Source organism: Nitrosospira sp. Nsp14, assembly GCF_900113575.1.
Taxonomy (GTDB): domain Bacteria; phylum Pseudomonadota; class Gammaproteobacteria; order Burkholderiales; family Nitrosomonadaceae; genus Nitrosospira.
The window spans coordinates 1-17994 of record NZ_FOPV01000009.1 but is presented as its reverse complement, the minus strand read 5'-3'; the positions used below and the strand labels follow the sequence as shown (position 1 = coordinate 17994).

At 57.5% G+C, this 17994-nt stretch carries 15 protein-coding genes; all 15 read left to right on the top strand.

Annotated elements, in window-relative coordinates; all coding sequences use genetic code 11:
* Window positions 1–74 precede the first annotated feature (74 nt).
* Window positions 75–1907, top strand: coding sequence for an asparagine synthetase B family protein (locus BM022_RS07270; RefSeq protein WP_256209027.1), 1833 nt, complete (start codon window positions 75–77; stop codon window positions 1905–1907).
* Window positions 1908–2266: 359 nt separating this feature from the next.
* Window positions 2267–5284: an ExeM/NucH family extracellular endonuclease gene (locus BM022_RS07265; RefSeq protein WP_218146852.1), complete on the top strand. Its 3018-nt coding sequence runs from the start codon at window positions 2267–2269 to the stop codon at window positions 5282–5284.
* Between the two features lie 90 nt (window positions 5285–5374).
* Window positions 5375–5758, top strand: a complete 384-nt coding sequence (locus BM022_RS15970; protein WP_256209025.1) for a hypothetical protein — start codon at window positions 5375–5377, stop codon at window positions 5756–5758.
* 98 nt (window positions 5759–5856) lie between these two features.
* Window positions 5857–5982 carry a hypothetical protein gene (locus BM022_RS15965; RefSeq protein ID WP_256209024.1) on the top strand — a complete coding sequence of 42 codons (126 nt, stop codon included), beginning with the start codon at window positions 5857–5859 and terminating at the stop codon, window positions 5980–5982.
* A 47-nt stretch (window positions 5983–6029) separates the two neighbouring features.
* Entirely contained in the window at window positions 6030–7283 is a 1254-nt protein-coding gene (locus BM022_RS07260) for a bifunctional metallophosphatase/5'-nucleotidase (protein WP_256209023.1), read from the top strand.
* Between the two features lie 31 nt (window positions 7284–7314).
* The gene (locus BM022_RS15960) at window positions 7315–8139 is read left to right on the top strand and encodes a PEP-CTERM sorting domain-containing protein (RefSeq protein ID WP_091138107.1); all 825 of its coding nucleotides are present in this window, start codon (window positions 7315–7317) and stop codon (window positions 8137–8139) included.
* Window positions 8140–8718: 579 nt separating this feature from the next.
* A complete protein-coding gene (locus BM022_RS07250) occupies window positions 8719–9414 on the top strand; it encodes a TIGR04282 family arsenosugar biosynthesis glycosyltransferase (protein ID WP_091138105.1) in 696 nt (231 codons plus the stop codon).
* Entirely contained in the window at window positions 9401–10087 is a 687-nt protein-coding gene (locus tag BM022_RS07245; protein WP_091138103.1) for a TIGR04283 family arsenosugar biosynthesis glycosyltransferase, read from the top strand. The genes BM022_RS07250 and BM022_RS07245 overlap by 14 nt, the downstream gene beginning before the upstream one ends.
* Before the next feature lie 20 nt (window positions 10088–10107).
* Window positions 10108–11163, top strand: a complete 1056-nt coding sequence (locus BM022_RS07240) for a methyltransferase domain-containing protein (protein ID WP_091138102.1) — start codon at window positions 10108–10110, stop codon at window positions 11161–11163.
* Window positions 11154–12119 (top strand): radical SAM protein, encoded by a 966-nt coding sequence (locus tag BM022_RS07235; protein WP_256209020.1) that lies wholly within the window; start codon window positions 11154–11156, stop codon window positions 12117–12119. The genes BM022_RS07240 and BM022_RS07235 overlap by 10 nt, the downstream gene beginning before the upstream one ends.
* 57 nt (window positions 12120–12176) lie before the next feature.
* The gene (locus BM022_RS07230) at window positions 12177–14318 is read left to right on the top strand and encodes an FAD-dependent oxidoreductase (RefSeq protein ID WP_091138100.1); all 2142 of its coding nucleotides are present in this window, start codon (window positions 12177–12179) and stop codon (window positions 14316–14318) included.
* Between the two features lie 10 nt (window positions 14319–14328).
* Complete coding sequence (locus BM022_RS07225; protein ID WP_091138099.1) at window positions 14329–15156, top strand: phosphate ABC transporter substrate-binding protein; 828 nt, start codon at window positions 14329–14331, stop codon at window positions 15154–15156.
* Window positions 15110–15979: a phosphate ABC transporter permease subunit PstC gene (gene pstC, locus BM022_RS07220; protein WP_091138097.1), complete on the top strand. Its 870-nt coding sequence runs from the start codon at window positions 15110–15112 to the stop codon at window positions 15977–15979. Before BM022_RS07225 ends, pstC begins: the two co-directional genes overlap by 47 nt.
* 34 nt (window positions 15980–16013) lie before the next feature.
* Entirely contained in the window at window positions 16014–16865 is an 852-nt protein-coding gene (gene pstA, locus BM022_RS07215) for a phosphate ABC transporter permease PstA (RefSeq protein ID WP_091138262.1), read from the top strand.
* Window positions 16862–17734 carry a phosphate ABC transporter ATP-binding protein gene (locus tag BM022_RS07210; RefSeq protein ID WP_256209018.1) on the top strand — a complete coding sequence of 291 codons (873 nt, stop codon included), beginning with the start codon at window positions 16862–16864 and terminating at the stop codon, window positions 17732–17734. The genes pstA and BM022_RS07210 overlap by 4 nt, the downstream gene beginning before the upstream one ends.
* Window positions 17735–17994 lie beyond the last annotated feature (260 nt).

Below are 17994 nucleotides of genomic sequence, written 5' to 3'. Positions count from 1 at the left end.
CAGCCAGAACCAATGACAATAGCGAAACGATACAAAAAAACGGGAGAACTGTATTGAGCGGATTGTGCGGTTGGATGGGCCATAGCGCCTCCGTTACTGAAAATATGCAGCTTGTGCGGCAAATGTGCGGCCCGCTGATGCGCTTTGATGCCAGCGATATTGCGGCTGATGCTGGAGGAAACAGCGCCGCTGCGGTTGCAGCCAGCAGCGATAGCAGACATATTCATAAACAGGATGGGCTTTTGGTCGCGCTATGGGGGCAACCCCGCTTTCGTGAGCCGCGCTTAATCCAGCTTGCGCTTACCAACGGAACGGCAAAGACCCTCGGCCACGATTGGCGCGAGCGCGGCGAAAAAGCCCTTGAAGGTTTGGCGGGCGCGTTTTCTTTGTGCATAATTGATGAGGTCGCGCATGAGGCCTTCCTTGCGATAGACCGCATGGGTGTGAATCCGCTCACCTATCAAGTGTATGACGGAGGGCTCGTCTTCGGCTCATCGGCGGACGCAATCAACATACACACCCGCGCGAAATCCGAAATTTCTCCTCAAAGCCTTTATAACTATGTGTACTTTCACATGGTTCCCGGTCCGGATACTATTTACCAGGGCCAGAAACGTCTCCTGCCGGGCGAGTATCTGTTTTATCGCAAGGGTCATGCCGAGACTCGCAAATACTGGCAAATGCAATTCCTGGAAAACGAGAAGCGCCCCTTTCAGGAGCTCAAAAACGACTTTCTGAGCGTGTTGCGCTCAAGCGTACGCGATGCGGTCGGCGATCATCAAGCTGGCGCTTTTCTCAGCGGCGGCACCGATAGCTCGACCATCGCAGGAATATTGGGAGAAGTTTGCGGCGCGCCTGCCCGCACCTACTCCATCGGTTTCGATGCGTCTGGGTATGACGAAATGGAGTATGCGCGCATTGCAGCCCGTCATTTTTCCACGCGTCATCATGAGTATTACGTTACCCCCGATGACATCGTAAGCACAATCCCCCAAGTCGCCGCCATTTTTGATCAGCCTTTCGGCAATGCTTCCGCTATCCCTGCCTTCTATTGCGCACGAATGGCGAAAGCCGACGGGGTGACCAGGATGCTCGGCGGTGACGGCGGGGACGAGCTGTTTGGCGGCAATGCGCGTTACGCGAAACAACACCTGTTTTCACTTTATGAAAAGACTCCAGTCCTTGTGCGCAAGGGTATCCTCGAGCCGCTGGTCTTTGGTCTACCCGGGGGGAGCGCATTGCCGTTGGTACAGAAGGCGCGCAGCTACATCGAGCAGGCGTCCATACCGATGCCGGCGCGGACGGAGACCTATAATCTGCTGGAGCGGTATGGGCCTGCAGAAGTTTTTACGCGTGAATTTCTTGAAACCGTTAATCCCGGTAATCCAGCTGCGCTGCTGGAAAACGTGTATCACGAGAACAAGGCTAGCAGCCTCATCAATCGTATGCTTGCTTTTGACCGCAAGTTCACGCTCGCTGACAACGACTTGCCCAAAGTGGCCAAGGCTTGCGAGCTGGCGGCGATGGAAGTCGCCTTTCCCCTGATCAGCGACGAGATCGTCGCGTTCTCGCTGCGGCTGGAGCCTCATCTGAAACTCAATGGCACCAAGCTACGTTATTTTTTCAAGGAAGCGCTGCGGGGATTTCTTCCCGACGATATTATCACCAAGCAAAAGCACGGATTCGGCTTGCCTTTCGGCGTCTGGCTGCAACAGCATCGGGGTTTGCAGGCTTTGGCCTCGGACAGCCTGAGCAGCCTCAGGTCGCGAAATATTGTCCGTGCCGACTTCATCGACAACCTGCTCGGGAAGCATCTGGATGAGCATGCTGGCTACCACGGCACCATGGTTTGGGTCCTGATGATGCTGGAGCAGTGGTACCGGCAGCGGGGAACCCACAATCAGTGATATTAATTGGGCTTCATCCCCATCCTGATCCAACCTCGCTTGTTAAGCAATCGGCGCCGATGCTGCATCCCTTGCGCGGTTGAAACGTGTCGAGGTTGGATGGGGCAGAGTGGAGTGGAATGGTTGTATCGGTTTAGACCGACGCGCCGCGATGCTCTGCTACCATTTCAGTGAGAATATCGGTCCACCCGCCTTCTCCTCCGAGAAGCCTACTGATGTGGCTGAAGATCCTCTCCTTCAGAGCCCTTTCAGACTATTTTCCGCCAATTATCCGATTGAAGGCGTGTAACGCGCCCTCTCTACCCCGCGAAGCTACTGCGCGTCATTTGCTGCCGCTATCATTTCCGGGGAGAGACCACATGAGGCTGGATAACGTATTTATTTATTTTGGTCGCTTGCGCAGGCTGGCGCTGACCATGATTGTGGGTTTGGCATGTACGGCTGGCTCCGCAGCAATGGCGGCTACGGACCTATACATTTCCGAGTATATCGAGGGCAGCAGCAACAACAAGGCAATTGAGTTATTCAATGGTACGGCGTCCAACGTTGACCTGGCTGCCGGCCGATATGGTTTAAGAATATATTTTAATGGGTCGGCTACACCTGGGTTGACAATCAGCCTGAATGGGACAGTGCCCGCCGGCGGGGTCTTCGTGCTCGCGCATGGCAGCGCATCCGCGGCGATACTCAGCAAGGCTGACCAGACAGACACCTCAAGCTGGTACAACGGCGACGATGCGCTGGTGCTGGTCAAGGGAACAGCCGTGGTCGATTCCATCGGCCAGGTCGGCGTTGATCCCGGTAGCGAATGGGGCAGTGGCCTGGTCAGCACGCAAGACAACACATTGCGCCGAAAGTCGGTTGTGACGGAGGGGGACACCAACCCCAACGACGCCTTCAATCCGGCGCTGGAGTGGGAAGGTTTTGCCGCCGACGACTTCTCCGATCTGGCTGCGTATGAGGGCGGCACTAATGGGGGCGATACGGCCCCGGTTGTGGCCAGCACCGTGCCCGCCAATGCGGCGGCGGGGGTGGCGGCGGATGCCAGCGTGACAGTCAACTTTTCCGAGCCGGTAAATGTTAGTGGCAGCTGGTATTCATTGAGCTGTTCGAGCAGTGGTATGAAGACCGCAATAACCAGCGGTGGCGCTTCTAATCTCACGCTGGACCCGGTTGACGATTTCATGGCAGGTGAGACCTGCACGCTGACGGTTGTGGGCGCCAGTGTGACCGATCAGGACACGGCAGATGGGCCCGATTCGATGGCGGCCAACTACACCGCCAGCTTCAGCGTTGCGGGAACGGAGACGGGATGTGACGGGCCCTACACGGCGGCCTTTCTGATTCAGGGGAGCGGAAGCGCCACGCCCCTTAGCGGCGTGGTGACAACCAAGGGCGTAGTCGTGGGGGACTACGAGGGACCTTCGCCCGCGCTGCGCGGCTTCTACCTGCAGGATCTTGTCGGCGATAACGACTCCACCACCTCGGACGCGGTATTTGTTTTCAATGGTAACAACGATAGCGTCCAATTGGGTCAGGTTGTTCGCGTTACCGGCACTGTTGGAGAATTTCAGAACCAGACGCAGCTAAGCGCGACCAGTATTCAGCAGTGCGGCACCGGAAGCGTGGCGCCGGTGGATGTAATGTTGCCCATGGCGTCGAGCGAGGACTTCGAGCGTTACGAGGGGATGGTGGTGCGCCTGCCGCAAATCCTGTATGTCACCGAGCACTTCCAGTTGGGACGTTTCGGTCAGGTCGTACTGTCATCCAGCGCGCGTCTGCCGCAGCCGACGAATGTCGCCCTACCCGGCGCGGCCGCGCTGGCGGTACAGGCACAGAACAATCTCAACCGCATCATCCTTGACGATGGATCGAACGGTCAAAACCCCGATCCGATCGTGTTTGCGCGCAATGCTCAGCCCCTGTCGGCAGTCAACACGCTGCGCGGTGGAGATTCTGCCACCGGTATCGTGGGCGTCATGACGTACGCCTGGAGCGGTAACGCTGCCAGCGGTAACGCCTGGCGGGTGCGGCCGGTCAATGCGCTGGCCGCCAGCATGCCCGAGTTCCATACCGAAAACCCAAGACCGGAGTTCAGTCCCAACGTGGGCGGTACGCTGCGCGTCGCAGGCATGAATGTATTGAACTATTTCAATAGCTTCGGCGAGTGCACTGGAGGCGTATCGGGCAGTCCGATGGATTGTCGTGGCGCCGAGAACAGCGAAGAGTTTACCCGTCAGCAGGCGAAGACCATCGCCGCCCTCGTGGAGATGGAAGCCGATATTGTCGGTCTGATCGAGATCGAGAATGACGGCTACGGCGGCAACAGCGCGATTCGCAATTTGGTGGCTGCCCTGAACGCCGCAACCATGCCCGGCAATTATGACATTGTGGATGTCGATGCCCGCACCGGGCAGACCAATGCGTTGGGTACCGATGCTATCAAGGTCGGCTTTATCTATCGTCCGGCAAAGCTTGCGCTAGTGGGGACGACTTCCGCGCTCAACAGTGCGGCATTCCAGAGTGGGGGCGATAGTGCCCCCCGCAATCGTCCGGCGCTGGCGCAGTCTTTTCAGCAGATCGGTGATGCCGGGGATGGAGAACGTTTCATCGCGGTAGTGAATCATTTCAAGAGCAAAGGCAGCGCCTGTGACGCGCCAGACGCTGGCGACGGTCAGGGCAATTGCAATGCCGTGAGACTGAATGCCGCGAACGAGCTTCGAAGCTGGTTGGCTAGCAATCCCACCGACACGGCGGATCCGGACGTCCTGATCATTGGCGACCTCAATGCATACGCCAAGGAAGATCCGGTGAGGGCATTCACGAGCAATGGCTGGGTGAATCTAACCGAAGCCTACCGCGGGCTGGACGCGTACAGCTACGTTTTCGATGGTCAGTGGGGTTATCTCGATCATGCTTTGGCGACGCCTTCCCTGGCATCTCAGGTGGTGAGCGTAGCAGAATGGCACGTCAATGCGGATGAGCCGAATGTGCTCGACTATAACACTAACTTCAAGACGCCCGCGCAGATCAATAGCCTGTTCGCCCCCGATCCTTTCCGCAATTCCGACCACGACCCGGTTATCGTCGGCCTGAAGCTGGCGCCGCTCGGTACTTGCACCAGTCCTGACGCGTCGCCCATCGTAGTCCTGGGCAACGCCAGCAGCGGGGTTGTCAACCGCGTGATCGACAAAGGTTGCACCATTGATGACTTGATACTGGACGAGCAGGCATGGATCAGCCAGACCGCCTTCCTCGCCCATGTATCGAAAGTAAGTTTTGATCTGCTCAAACAGAAGAAGATCACTGCCGCTGAGCGCAGCAAGCTCATGGTTGCCGCCCAAGCCTCCGGCGTCGGTGCGGGGGATGCCGATTGATGGCCGACTTTAACGAACGGTGGAGCTACCGAATGAACAAAAAGGCATTTTTGGCAGCGCTGCTGGCTGCCTTTATTCCAACGCTGGCGCATGGCGCCTGCACGACACCTGATACATCCCCCCACGGTTGCGTTCGGCAATTACGATACCGAGGTCGCCAACCGGGCGGTCGATGGCGTCTGTACGATCGATGATCTCATCAAAGACGAGCAACCCTGGGGTAGCCAGCAGGCATTCCTCACCCACGCGTCAAAAGTTAGCTTCGATCTGTTCAAGCAACGCAAAATCACGGCTGTAGAACGCAATAGGCTCATGGTCGGTGCCCTGAAATCTGGCGTTGGAACAACTCTGAAGATCAAGCTGATAGCTTTCAACGACTTTCACGGCAATATTAAATCGGGCGAAGGCTCTTCCAGCAATCCTGGCGTCGCCCGTTTTGCCACGACGATCAAGGAATTGAGAGCTTGCCAATGAGTCGCATGCCGTCGTCTCAGCGGGAGATCTGATTGGCGCAAGTCCCCTTACCTCTGCGCTGTTCAAGGATGAGCCCACCATAGAAGCGATGAACCGCATTGGCGTCGACTTCAACGCCGTTGGCAACCGAGTTCGACGAAGGCAAGACTGAGTTGCTGCGCATGCAGAATGGCGGCAATCATCCAACCGACCCGTACACGGAAAAGGCCTTCCCGCCGACCTGAAGGAAGGTGTATCTCGTGGCGCAGAATTCAAGTTCCTGGCGGCCAACGTGGTGGATAGCGCTACCAACAGCACGCTCTTCCCCGGGGTAGGCATCAAGAGCTTTCCGGGCATCAAAGTCGCCTTCATCGGCATGACGCTGGAGGGCACGCCGACTATTGTGTCACCCTCAGGCGTTGCCGGTCTGGAATTTCACGATGAAACGGATACCGTCAATGCGATGATTCCGCAGCTCAAGGCACAAGGTATCGAAGCGATAGTCGTGCTGATTCACGAAGGCGGTTTTCCCACCCTGGAGGGAGGCAATTGCACTGGCCTATCGGGACCCATCTTGGATATCGTCAATCGACTTCACACGGAAGTGGATCTTGTGATCTCCGGACATACCCATAAGGTTTATAACTGCCTCATTAACAACTCCGCGGATCAGTCGGTGCGTGTAACCTCAGCGGGTCAATATGCTCGTGTGCTGAGCGACGTCGACATGATTATAGACACCCGCAGCAAGGATGTTGTCGCTGTCAGTGCCAACAACATCAATGTCGGCAGCAGCACCAGTGCCGTGGTGCAGGACCCCAGCCTGCTGGAATTGGTCGACCATTATGCCGCCCTGTCAGCTATGCCCGCAACGCGCGTGATCGGCAACATTACGGCAACCATCGCCCGCGATAACAACAACTCCGGCGAATCGGCGCTGGGTGACGTGATCGCCGACGCACAGCTTGCAGCGACCCGAAGCGCCGGTACGGGTAGCGCGGTGGTAGCGTTCATGAACCCCGGCGGTATCCGGGCTGACCTGCCATTCTCCGCTCCGGGCAAGGTGGATGGCACCGTCACCTATGGCGAAGCCTTTACCGTGCAGCCTTTTGGCAATTCGCTGGTGACCATGACCCTGACTGGTGCGCAACTCTATGCACTGCTTGAGCAGCAATGGGGCACTGCGCAGCCCTTCCCGCGGATTCTCCAGGTATCGAATGGCTTCACCTACGCACATACTTTCCCGCTGCCACTTAACCGCAATCTGGATGAAGCCGAAGGGGCGCAATTCACCAACTCGGTACGTGGACACAATTACGTGGTGCCCCGCTCGGTCATGATCGATGGCGCCGCGATAAGCCCGTCCGCAAGCTACCGTGTCACCGTCAACAGCTTCCTCGCGGACGGCGGCGGCACCTTCACCGTATTGCGTGAGGGCACGAACCGTTTGGGGGGCGCAGTGGATACCGATGCGCTGGAAGCCTACCTGATGGCTAATCCTACCGGCGTCGTCCCCGGACCGCAAAACCGCATAATACGTCAATGAGCATAGCTGAAATAAGCCGGGTAAAAATATAATGAAAACCAGGGTCCAACCCCTGCTGGCCGGCCTGTTCATGGCGGGGTTAAGCGCCGGCGCACACGCTGCCTATTTCGAACGGGTCGATTATCTGGCGACGGGTGGCTATAGCGCCGCGACGAACGGCGACAGCGTCAGTGACGCCGTAACGGATTTATCCCCGGCATGGAGCGACGTGGCTCTGTTTGGCGCCAATCTATATAACGCTTCCTTAACCGGCGGTTTGCTGGAGCATAGCTACGCCACGGATGCGTTCCTGAGTTTTTCGGTGGCGAGCATGGACCTGACAATGACCCTTAGCCACTCGTTGAGCGCGGCGTCGAGCGGTGGACTCAATGTTCCCAGTCATCAGCAGGACGCTTTCATTGATCTTACTGCGGCGACCCTCACAATAGTGGCTGGCCTTGGGGAAGCCAATGGTTCTGCCGTACAAGTCAGCTTCGCGGGGGATGCCAGCGCGCTCTACGATGTACATAGCATGGTAAGCGGCGGCTGTCTCGGGCTTGGCCTGTCCGTCTCCCGGGGCAATGACGTGGTTGGGGAATATCTATGGGACGTGCAGCAAGGAGGCGATCAACCGGTGAGTTTCAGCTTCGCGGGCGTCGTCGGCGAGGAACTCAGCTTCAGCAGTTTTATGCTTACGGGCGCCAGCCTTGAGAATGCTTATCTTGCCCCCAACGCTTCGCCCTATACGCTTGTTGAAGCAGGGGCCTTGCTGAGTGGCAGTTTCAGCATTGCCGTTGTGCCGGAGCCAGAAACCTACGCCATGTTTCTTGCAGGTTTGGGTTTGCTCGGTTTCATGTCACGCAGTTCCCTATCCTGATTCGATCCAGAAGCAGACAATACGGCGCGGACAGGGGTAAGACCTGTGGAATGAACACGTTTTTACCCCTCGTCCGTTGCCGGCAGTAAATGTCGGTGCCGTTCTGTCGAGGGACTTGAACGCCGTATTCTTTCTGCAAAATGCTTCCGCTTTCAGCGGAACCCACTTATAGGCGTCTCCCTCACGGAGGCCGCCCGAGCCGCCAGTACCCTCTACCTTCGTTGGGTAACCTTAGGACTGAGAGTAGTGTTTCCCCAATTGTCGCGAAGTATCGTCCACTATTCAGCCGTACGACGAGGTGAGTCACAGGCGGTTACGCACTTATCGTGCTCGTTCCTGACAAATACCGCCATGCGGCACAGCGGTTTCAAAAAAATCTAGTGCTTCACGATCAAATGCTGTCTATGATGTAATTACAAAGGGCAAGACCGCGAACTGCTAACGTTATAAGCGCGGAGGCAATCTCGTGATACGCGGGGACGTCAGCAATGTAAGCGCTAACGGTGGCGCAAAAGATGGCCATGCTGTCTAGTCAGCAAATCCTATCGTTCAAATACTACGCTACGCACCTGCAGCGTCATGACTGAGCTTGTTTTGGTATTGGTATGCAAACGGCCAACATTGGGCATCGCCAAGCAACGGCTGGCCGCGAGCGTGGGACAGGAAGGAGCCAGGCGCATTGCCGAGGCATTGCTCGCCTGTGCGCTGGAGGATGCGCGCGAATGGCCGGGTCCGGTGGTCATCGCGCCAGCGCACGCCTCCAATTACGCCTGGGCCGCTTCCTTATTACCCCAGTTACAGCCAAGAATTCATATCATCCCCCAAATCGAGGGCAATCTGGGACAGCGGCTAAACGCAGTGGACCATAGCCTGCGCGAACGGGGGCTGGAACACCTGATTTACATCGGCAGCGACGCGCCCGCGCTGGTGGCAGCCGACTACGCGGCGGCGCGGGAGGCTTTGCTGAACCATGATACTGTTTTGAAGCCTGCTGCCGATGGCGGCGTCGTGTTGATGGGGAGCCGCCGCAGTTGGCCGATGCTGGACGCGCTGCCGTGGAGCACATCGCATCTGGGGTCGGCGCTGGCCGACTGCTGCCAAGCGGCTGGACAGTCTCTTGCCACGCTTGCGCAGAGTTTCGACGTGGATGAAGAGCAGGATATGCTTCATTTAATCGCCGCCTTGAAGGCCGACCCGCGGCCGGCCCGGCAGGCATTGTGCCAGTTGACTTGCGATATCGTCAGCGTGGGGGCACTGGGCCATGCCCAGGTTTAGCGTGATCATTCCTTGTTACCATGATGAGAGCAAGCTGGCAGATCTGCTCCGCCAGCTGCAACAGTTGCCAGATTCGTCGCTTGAAACCATCGTCGTGGACGGTGCGCGCGACGCGGCCTGCGGCAGAGTATGTCAGCAGTATGGGGCGCAGTGGCTGGCGGCCGAACCTTGCCGTGGACAACAATTACGCATGGGCGCCGCGGTAGCGAGAGGGGATGCACTATGGTTCCTGCATGCCGACAACCGGTTGCCTCCCGACCCGCTGAGTGCAATGCAGCTTGCATTCGACCAAGGGGCGGTGGGTGGCTATTTCCGCTTTCGTTTTGATCGTCCTCGCGCTTGGCCTGCGCTGCTGCTGGAACCAGCAATCGCCTTCCGTTGCCGGTTCGGGGTGCCCTACGGTGATCAGGGTTTGTTCATGCGGCGGAATGCCTATTGGAACGCGGGTGGCCATTCACCCTGGCCCTTGTTCGAGGAGGTCGCCTTGATTGAGGGGCTGCGCCGGCAGGGACGCTTTGTGCCCGTGCGCCAGCCAATCCATGTCGATCCGCGCCGCTGGCATCGGGATGGATGGTGGCGCCGTACCTGGGTCAATCGCAATCTTGCGCTTGCTTTTGCCCGGGGTGTCTCGCCTGATAGATTGGCGGCACGCTATCGGTCGAAAACCAACTGATTTTCGCAGGAGGTGGATTCATGCATGATATTGTCCAGCAGTACTATGGAGCGACCCTAAGCTCGTCGCTCGATCTTCAGACCAATGCTTGTACAACCGGGGATAACTTGCCCGAATATGTCAAGCCGATACTCGCCCGGATACACAGCGAGGTGCTTACTCGCTACTACGGCTGTGGGCTGGTGCTGCCCGAACTGCTTGAAGATCTGACCGTGCTCGATCTGGGCTGCGGTGCCGGGCGTGACGTATACGTGTTGTCGAAACTGGTGGGAGAAAATGGCCGCGTAGTGGGGGTCGATATGACCGAAGAGCAATTGGCTGTCGCGCGGCAGCATGAGGAATACCATCGTAAAGTATTCGGTTATGCCGTCAGCAATGTGCGTTTTCTGCACGGCTACATCGAGCGCCTGTCGGAGCTCAAACTGGCCGATGCGAGCGTGGATGTGATTGTTTCGAATTGCGTGCTCAACCTTGCGCCCGACAAGGCAGCGGTGCTGCGTGAGGCTTGGCGCGTGCTGAAGCCCGGCGGCGAATTATACTTTTCCGATATTTATACGGACCGTCGGGTACCTGCAACACTCAGCACCGATCCTGTTCTATATGGGGAATGCCTAAGCGGCGCCCTGTATTGGAACGATTTCATCAACCTTTCCCTGAAGCATGGGTTTGACGACCCACGCCTGATATACGATCGCAGGGTTGTCCTGCGCAACGCAGAGCTGGCCTCCCGCACTGGCAACATCCGTTTTTTCTCCGCGACTTACCGCTTGTTCAAAATGGACAATCTGGAGCCGGCATGCGAGAACTATGGCCAGGCGGTCGTTTATCGCGGCACGATACCACATCACCCCCATGTGTTCGTGCTCGACAAGCATCACCGCATCGAAACGGGAAAGCATTTTCCGGTCTGCGGGAACACTTGGCGCATGCTGCGCGACAGCCGGTTCGCCGCGCATTTTGAGTTCTATGGCAACTTCGAGCGGCATTACGGCATTTTTCCCGGTTGCGGCATGGGGCTTCCCTATGACGACAACGTCAATGACAGCGGGACAGCACGAGCCGGTGGATGCTGTTAGCGATGGGTACGCGGCTCGAGCTTGAGGCGGACCGGACCATCCGTTCCAACGACTGGTGGCTGACTCCGAGCGGAGAACCGCGTGGTGCTATCCGGGCGCATGCATTGGACGAACTTTGGTTTCATACCGGCACCGCCTGCAATCTTGCCTGCCCTTTCTGCCTTGAGGGGTCGAAGCCGGGCGACAACCGCCTGCAGCTGTTGCGCTTCGATGACGCGATGCCCTATATAGACGAAGCGCTCAGGCTCGGCGTCAAGCGGTTTTCTTTTACCGGCGGTGAGCCTTTCGTCAACAAGGACATCATACGCATCCTGGATTATGCATTGCGGCACCGGTCCTGTCTGGTGTTGACCAACGCGACCGAGCCATTGATAAAACGTCTCCAGCAGCTAAAACCGCTACGCGACCATTCATCGGAATTGCATTTCCGCATAAGCCTGGACTATGCGGATCCGGTACGCCATGACGCGGCCCGCGGAGCAGGTATGTTTGCGCGTGCTTTGGAAGGCCTGCGGGCGCTCCACGAGATGGGATTTCATGTGTCGGTGGCGCACCAAAAGCTGTCCGACATGGCACAGGATGCCGTTGCTGCTCGCTTCGCCGAGATTTTTCGCTCCGCCGGGCTACCCGAGCAGTTGACGCTGATCGAGTTTCCAGAACTTCATCCCCCACACGCGGATGTGGCAGTGCCGCAGATTACCGGACGCTGCATGGCCGACTTCCATTCTGAAGAGACAAGACGATCTTTCATGTGTTCTTTCAGTAGGATGGTCGTAAAAAGCAACGGCTGCACGTATGTTTACGCCTGCACGCTTGTGGATGACGATCCCGATTACATCCTTGCGCAAACACTGACCGAAGCTCTGCAAGCACCTGTGAGCATGAAACATCATCGATGCTATAGTTGCTTTAAATACGGTGCGTCGTGCAGCGAAGTGAAGCGCGGTGTTGATTAACGCCAGCGCGGGCAGAATCCCCCATGTCGCGAAGAATGATTGTTAGAGGCACCGACGATGAAACGCTGGTGGTTGCTCTTGTTGCTGATATTGTTGGGCGGATTGTTTTTTGCCTTTGATCTCCAGCGTTTCATTACCCTCGAAACCCTCAAGAACAGTCGCGACGAACTGCAACGGGCCTATCTGACGCAGCCACTGCGCTTAATAGGATACTACGCCAGCGTCTATATTATTATCGCTGCCCTTTCCCTGCCCGGGGCGGCGATGATGACGCTGGCGGCCGGCGCAATTTTCGGGTTGTGGGTCGGCATTCCGGTCGCGGTCATTTCCGCCAGTATTGGGGCGACATTTGCTTTCTGGATGTCGCGGTACGTGTTTCGCGTTGCCGTCCAGCAACGCTTCGGGGAACGCATGGTGGCGATCGACGAAGGCGTCCAGCGGGATGGCGCATTCTATCTTTTCACTTTGCGCCTGATACCCATCTTTCCTTTTTTCATGATTAATCTGCTAATGGGCCTCACCGCTATGCAGACCGGCACTTTCTTTTGGGTCAGCCTGTTGGGCATGCTGGCCGGGACCGCGATTTATGTTAATGCCGGGACGCAGTTGGGTTTGCTCACCAGCTTTTCAGGGATCCTCTCGCCGGGATTGATCGGTTCCCTTGCGTTGCTGGCTGCCTTTCCCTGGGTGGCGAGGTGGGGTCTTGAACACGTTCGGATGACGAGAATGAGTAGGATGAGGGGCAAAAACTGGACTAAACCAAACCGTTTCGAGCGTAATCTCGTGGTCATCGGTGCCGGCGCCGCCGGCCTGGTCACATCCTATGTCGCCGCTGCTACGCGGGCCAGAGTGACCCTCATCGAAGCAAACAGGATGGGCGGCGACTGTCTTAATTATGGTTGCGTACCTTCGAAAGCGCTGATCCGTTCCGCCGCGTTCCTGCGGGAGACGCGCCGGGCTAGAGCGCTGGGCATTGCGTACGCAGCCGTCGAATACAGTTTCGCTGACATAATGGCACGTGTGCGCCGAGTTATAACAACCGTCGAACCCCATGACTCCGCGCAGCGCTACGCCGAACTGGGAGTGGAGGTCATCCATGGCAAGGCCCGGGTTACCTCTCCCTGGACGGTGGAGGTTAACGGACGATCCATCACCACGCGCGCGATTGTCCTCGCTACCGGCTCGCGCCCGGTCATCCCGTCCATCCCGGGCCTGGAGCGGGTGCGCTACTATACATCCGACACCATCTGGTCGTTGACTGAGCGTCCCACGCGGCTGGTGGTATTGGGCGCCGGGCCGATCGGCTGCGAATTGGCTCAGGCGTTCGCACTTCTCGATTGTGAGGTCACGCTGGTGGCGAACAACGGTTTGCTGGTGAGAGAAGATGCCGATGCTGTTGCGGTGATTGAAACCGCGTTGCGCATGGATGGCGTCCGCCTGCTGACTCAAACCGATGCTGTTCGTTGCGAATGCGAAGCAGGGGAACAGCATTTGATCGTACGTCACAAGGACGGAGCCGAAAATTCGCTTCCTTTTGATGCCCTGCTATGCGCTGTAGGAAGAACGGCACATACCGAAGGGTTGGGCCTGGAGGAGTTGGGAATTCCGGTTTCAAAAAAGGGCCATATCGAGACCGATGCGTGGTTGCAGACGCTTTATCCCAACATCTATGCCTGCGGCGACGTGGCCGGTCCCTATCAGTTCACTCACGTTGCGGGGCATCAGGGGTGGTACGCGTCCGTGAATGCTTTGTTCGGGAGCGTGAAGCGCTTCAAGGTGGACTACTCGGTCATTCCATGGACCACGTTTACCCATCCCGAGCTCGCTCGCGTCGGGCTTTCCGAGGCTGAAGCCAGCAGGCGCGGCATTAAGTATGAGGCAACGCGCTACAGTCTGGAAGATCTAGACCGGGCAATTACGGACGAAGCGGCGTTCGGGTTTGTCAAAGTTCTCAGCCCGCCGGGAAGGGATCACATTCTGGGCGTCACCATTGTCGGTGAGCATGCCAGCGACCTGCTGGCGGAATTCGTCCTTGCCATGAAACATGGCATCGGCCTCAAGAAGATTCTGGGTACGATCCATACCTACCCGACCTGGTCCGAGGCGAACAAGTATGCCGCGGGACAGTGGCGGAGTGAGCATTTGCCCGGCTGCGTGCTTGACTTGGTGGAAAAATACCACGCTTGGCGGAGAGGATAGGGAGAACGGAATGAAACTTGCGGGAGTTGCAGTCGTGGGCACTATCATGTTCGCCGTTGGACTGGTCTGGAGCCCGTCGGGGAACACTGCAGCGCAAAAACTGGTGTTGACAGGGGCCAGCACAATCGCGCCCTTAGCTGGAGAGATTGCGCGGCGTTTCGAATCACGGCATCCTGGAACACGAATAGATGTGCAGACTGGCGGCTCCTCGCGGGGAATCAACGACGTCCGCAACGGGACGGCCGATATCGGCATGGTCTCGCGTGACCTGAAGCCGGAGGAGAAGGGTTTGCACGCCTACGCTATCGCTTTGGACGGAGTCGGAATAATCGTCCACGCTAGCAACCCGGTCGTTATGCTACACCGGCGGCAGCTTATCGATATTTATACCGGAAAAATCGCGAACTGGAAGGAAGTGGGAGGGGTAAATTCGCCTATCACCGTGGTGAACAAGGCCGAGGGACGTTCCACGCTTGAATTGTTTTTGAGCTATCTTAATCTAAAGAACAGCCAGATTAAACCGCACGTAGTCATAGGGGATAACGCCCAAGGTATTAAAACAGTTGTGGGCAACCGGAATGCCATTGGTTACGTTTCGATAGGCGCGGCTGCATACGAAGCAGAGCATGGGACGCCAATCAAGCTGTTGCCTCTTGATGGCGTTGCCGCCACGGTGGCGAATGTGCGTAGTGGTACGTTTCCACTATCACGGCCGCTGAACCTGGTGACCCGGGTCTTTCCGGAAGGGCTGGCAAGAAAGTTCATCGAATTCGCACGCTCCCCGGAGGCACATGATCTGGTCGAAGCGCAATATTTTGTTCCCATCAGCATCCGTTGATACACTGATTCTCTGGCTGCTGCGGATAGCCTCCGGTATAGCGGCTGGCATGGTGTTATTGATTCTCTTCTTCCTTCTTGCCGAGTCCTTGCCTCTTCTGAGGGAGGTCTCGGCTGTGCGCTTCGTCACAGATAGCTCGTGGCAACCCAGCGAAGGTGCGTACAACCTCGCGCCCATGCTGTCCGGTACGCTTTACGCCGCGGGAGGGGCGTTATTCCTGGCCACGCCGCTTGGTATAGCCTCGGCCTTATTTGTTGCCTACTATGCCCCGCCCCCGGCGGCTGGCGTTTACCGGCGTCTGATCGAATTGCTCGCGGGCATTCCCTCGGTGGTGTATGGCTTTTGGGCATTGACGACTCTGGTACCGCTGATTAATGAATTGCATCCCCCGGGCGCCAGTTTACTGGCTGGAATCCTGGTGCTGACGTTGATGATCCTGCCAACCGTCGCGTTGACGGCGCACGCGGCGCTTCTGGCTGTGCCGGATGAATACTTGCGCGGTGCGGCAGCGCTTGGGATGTCACGTTGGAGCATCATTCGCGGTGTGGTCCTGCCTGCGGCGAGGATGGGTGTCACCGCGGGCGTCATCCTTGCGGCGGGCCGCGCCATCGGCGAAACGATGGCTGTGCTGATGGTAACGGGCAATGTAGTGCAGCACGCGTCCACTGTGTACGATCCGATACGCACGCTCGCTGCCAACATTGCATTGGAAATGCCTTACGCGTTAGGCGACCACAGGGCTGCTTTGTTTGTATCCGGCCTAGTGCTCATGCTGCTGGTGGTCGCGCTATGGAGCGCCGCAGCGCGGATCGGAAGGAATTGAGGTGGGAAAAGCTGAAACAGCTTCGACAAGGGCTATGCCCTCCAGCAATGGTTGGCACGACCGGCTGGCGGAATGGAGCGTATACGCCGTTGCTTTGCTGATCAGCGCCGTTTTTCTGTGGATATTCGGTGATCTTGCACGCGGCGGAATTGAACATCTCTCCTGGAGCTTCCTGCTGGATCCACCGCAGAATGCCGGGCGCGGCGGGGGCATCGGTTCGATCCTGGTTTCCACCATCCTGGTCCTCCTGATCGCTTTGGTCGTGGCCCTCCCGCTGGGCTGGGCTGCGGCTGTCATGCTTGCCGAATATGTTTCCTCCGGCAGCCGCTTTGGCTATACCGTGCGCAATAGTCTGCAGATTCTCGCCGCGGTGCCGTCCATCGTTTTTGGCCTGTTTGGCAATGCTTTTTTCAGCATTTATCTCGGTCTCGGGTTTTCCATTTTATCCGGAGGGCTGACCTTGGCCTGTATGCTCCTGCCCATTCTTGTCAGCACGGCCGAGGCTGGTTTGCGAGCGCTGCCTGACACGTACCGTTCGTTAGCCGTGGCGCTGGGCATGTCACGCGCGGCAACTGTGTTTCATGTACTGCTACCGGCCGCCGCGCCTGCGCTGGTCGCCGGTTTGCTGCTGGGCATCGGCCGTGCGATGGCGGAAACCGCGGCTCTATTATTCACCAGCGGATATGTCGACCGCATGCCGGGATCTTTGCTGGACTCCGGACGCACGCTGGCGGTGCATATCCTTGACTTATCGATGAATATTCCGGGCGGGGATGTGGCAGCCCACGCCTCGGCACTGGTGCTGATTGTTGTATTGCTGCTTATCAACCTTCTCGCCATGGAGATGGCAACAGGCTGGCAACGAGGAAAGATAGTGACGGAATGAATACAAAACACCAAGCCGGCACAACCGCGTCTGGCCGATTCATGGGCCAGGACGACACGTATACCCTCGGACCCATGCAGTCCGGCCCGGCATGTTGCGAACCCCAGTCCTTGATCGAGGCGGAGAACTTCTCTCTTAGCTATGGCGCCAGGACCGTGTTGGAAAACCTCTCCCTGAATATCTATCGTGGCTGCATTACCGCCCTTATCGGTCCTTCCGGATGCGGGAAAACCAGTTTCCTGTCCTCGATCAACCGGCTGACTGATCTGATTCCCGGTTGCCGGGTCGGTGGTCGTATTCGCATTGACAATTGCGACATACATGACCCGGAGTGCGACCTCCGCGCGTTGCGGCGGAAGATTGGCATGGTCTTCCAGAAGCCCACGCCTTTCCCGCTCTCAATCCACCGTAATATTGAGCTGCCTTTGCGCGAACATGGTATTACCCGGCGTGCCGAAGCTGATGGCATCATTCAGCGCGTCCTGCAGGACGTTGGATTGTGGGAAGAGGTGCATGACCGGCTGCATAGTCCCGCGCTCAGCCTGTCAGGTGGACAGCAGCAGCGCCTCTGCATTGCGCGCGCACTGGCATTAACTCCTCAGATTCTGCTGATGGATGAGCCATGCAGTGCCCTCGACCCGATCGCCTCGGGGGTGGTGGAGGATCTCATCACGCGCTTGTGCGGACGCTACACCATCGTTATCGTCACCCACAACCTGGCGCAGGCTCGGCGTATCGCCCACTATGCGGCATTTTTCTGGACCAGGGGCGATGCCGGACGGCTGGTTGAATTTGGTCATTGCCGGCAGATTTTTGAAGCGCCTGCGCATGAACTTACCGCCGCTTATATCAATGGGGCTCGTGGTTGACGCACTAAGGGCAGATAAAGCACCCAGTTTGCAATTTGAATGCTGTCGCACGTCAAGTTTTATGTGAACCCGTTACGACGGTGGATATGACGGTGGATATTCATGACGGGAGGTTTACTGTCTCGAAAAACCCTTTTCACATCAATGCTATTTCGATGATTTTCACCATGGACATGTAAATTGTAAAGCTGTATAGTTGCCGGGCCTACGCTCTTTAGGGCATCTCTAAAAATTCGAAATTCGCGCATACCTCGTTGCCG

Coding starts and splice junctions, on each gene's coding strand:
- BM022_RS07250 (WP_091138105.1), top strand. CDS start 8,719: ATGACTGAGCTTGTTTTGGTATTGGTATGCAAACGGCCAACATTGGGC.
- BM022_RS07265 (WP_218146852.1), top strand. CDS start 2,267: ATGAGGCTGGATAACGTATTTATTTATTTTGGTCGCTTGCGCAGGCTG.
- pstC (WP_091138097.1), top strand. CDS start 15,110: ATGATCTGGTCGAAGCGCAATATTTTGTTCCCATCAGCATCCGTTGAT.
- BM022_RS07270 (WP_256209027.1), top strand. CDS start 75: ATGGGCCATAGCGCCTCCGTTACTGAAAATATGCAGCTTGTGCGGCAA.
- BM022_RS07225 (WP_091138099.1), top strand. CDS start 14,329: ATGAAACTTGCGGGAGTTGCAGTCGTGGGCACTATCATGTTCGCCGTT.
- BM022_RS15970 (WP_256209025.1), top strand. CDS start 5,375: ATGGCGCCTGCACGACACCTGATACATCCCCCCACGGTTGCGTTCGGC.
- BM022_RS15960 (WP_091138107.1), top strand. CDS start 7,315: ATGAAAACCAGGGTCCAACCCCTGCTGGCCGGCCTGTTCATGGCGGGG.
- BM022_RS07230 (WP_091138100.1), top strand. CDS start 12,177: ATGAAACGCTGGTGGTTGCTCTTGTTGCTGATATTGTTGGGCGGATTG.
- BM022_RS07245 (WP_091138103.1), top strand. CDS start 9,401: ATGCCCAGGTTTAGCGTGATCATTCCTTGTTACCATGATGAGAGCAAG.
- pstA (WP_091138262.1), top strand. CDS start 16,014: ATGCCCTCCAGCAATGGTTGGCACGACCGGCTGGCGGAATGGAGCGTA.
- BM022_RS07240 (WP_091138102.1), top strand. CDS start 10,108: ATGCATGATATTGTCCAGCAGTACTATGGAGCGACCCTAAGCTCGTCG.
- BM022_RS07210 (WP_256209018.1), top strand. CDS start 16,862: ATGAATACAAAACACCAAGCCGGCACAACCGCGTCTGGCCGATTCATG.
- BM022_RS07235 (WP_256209020.1), top strand. CDS start 11,154: ATGCTGTTAGCGATGGGTACGCGGCTCGAGCTTGAGGCGGACCGGACC.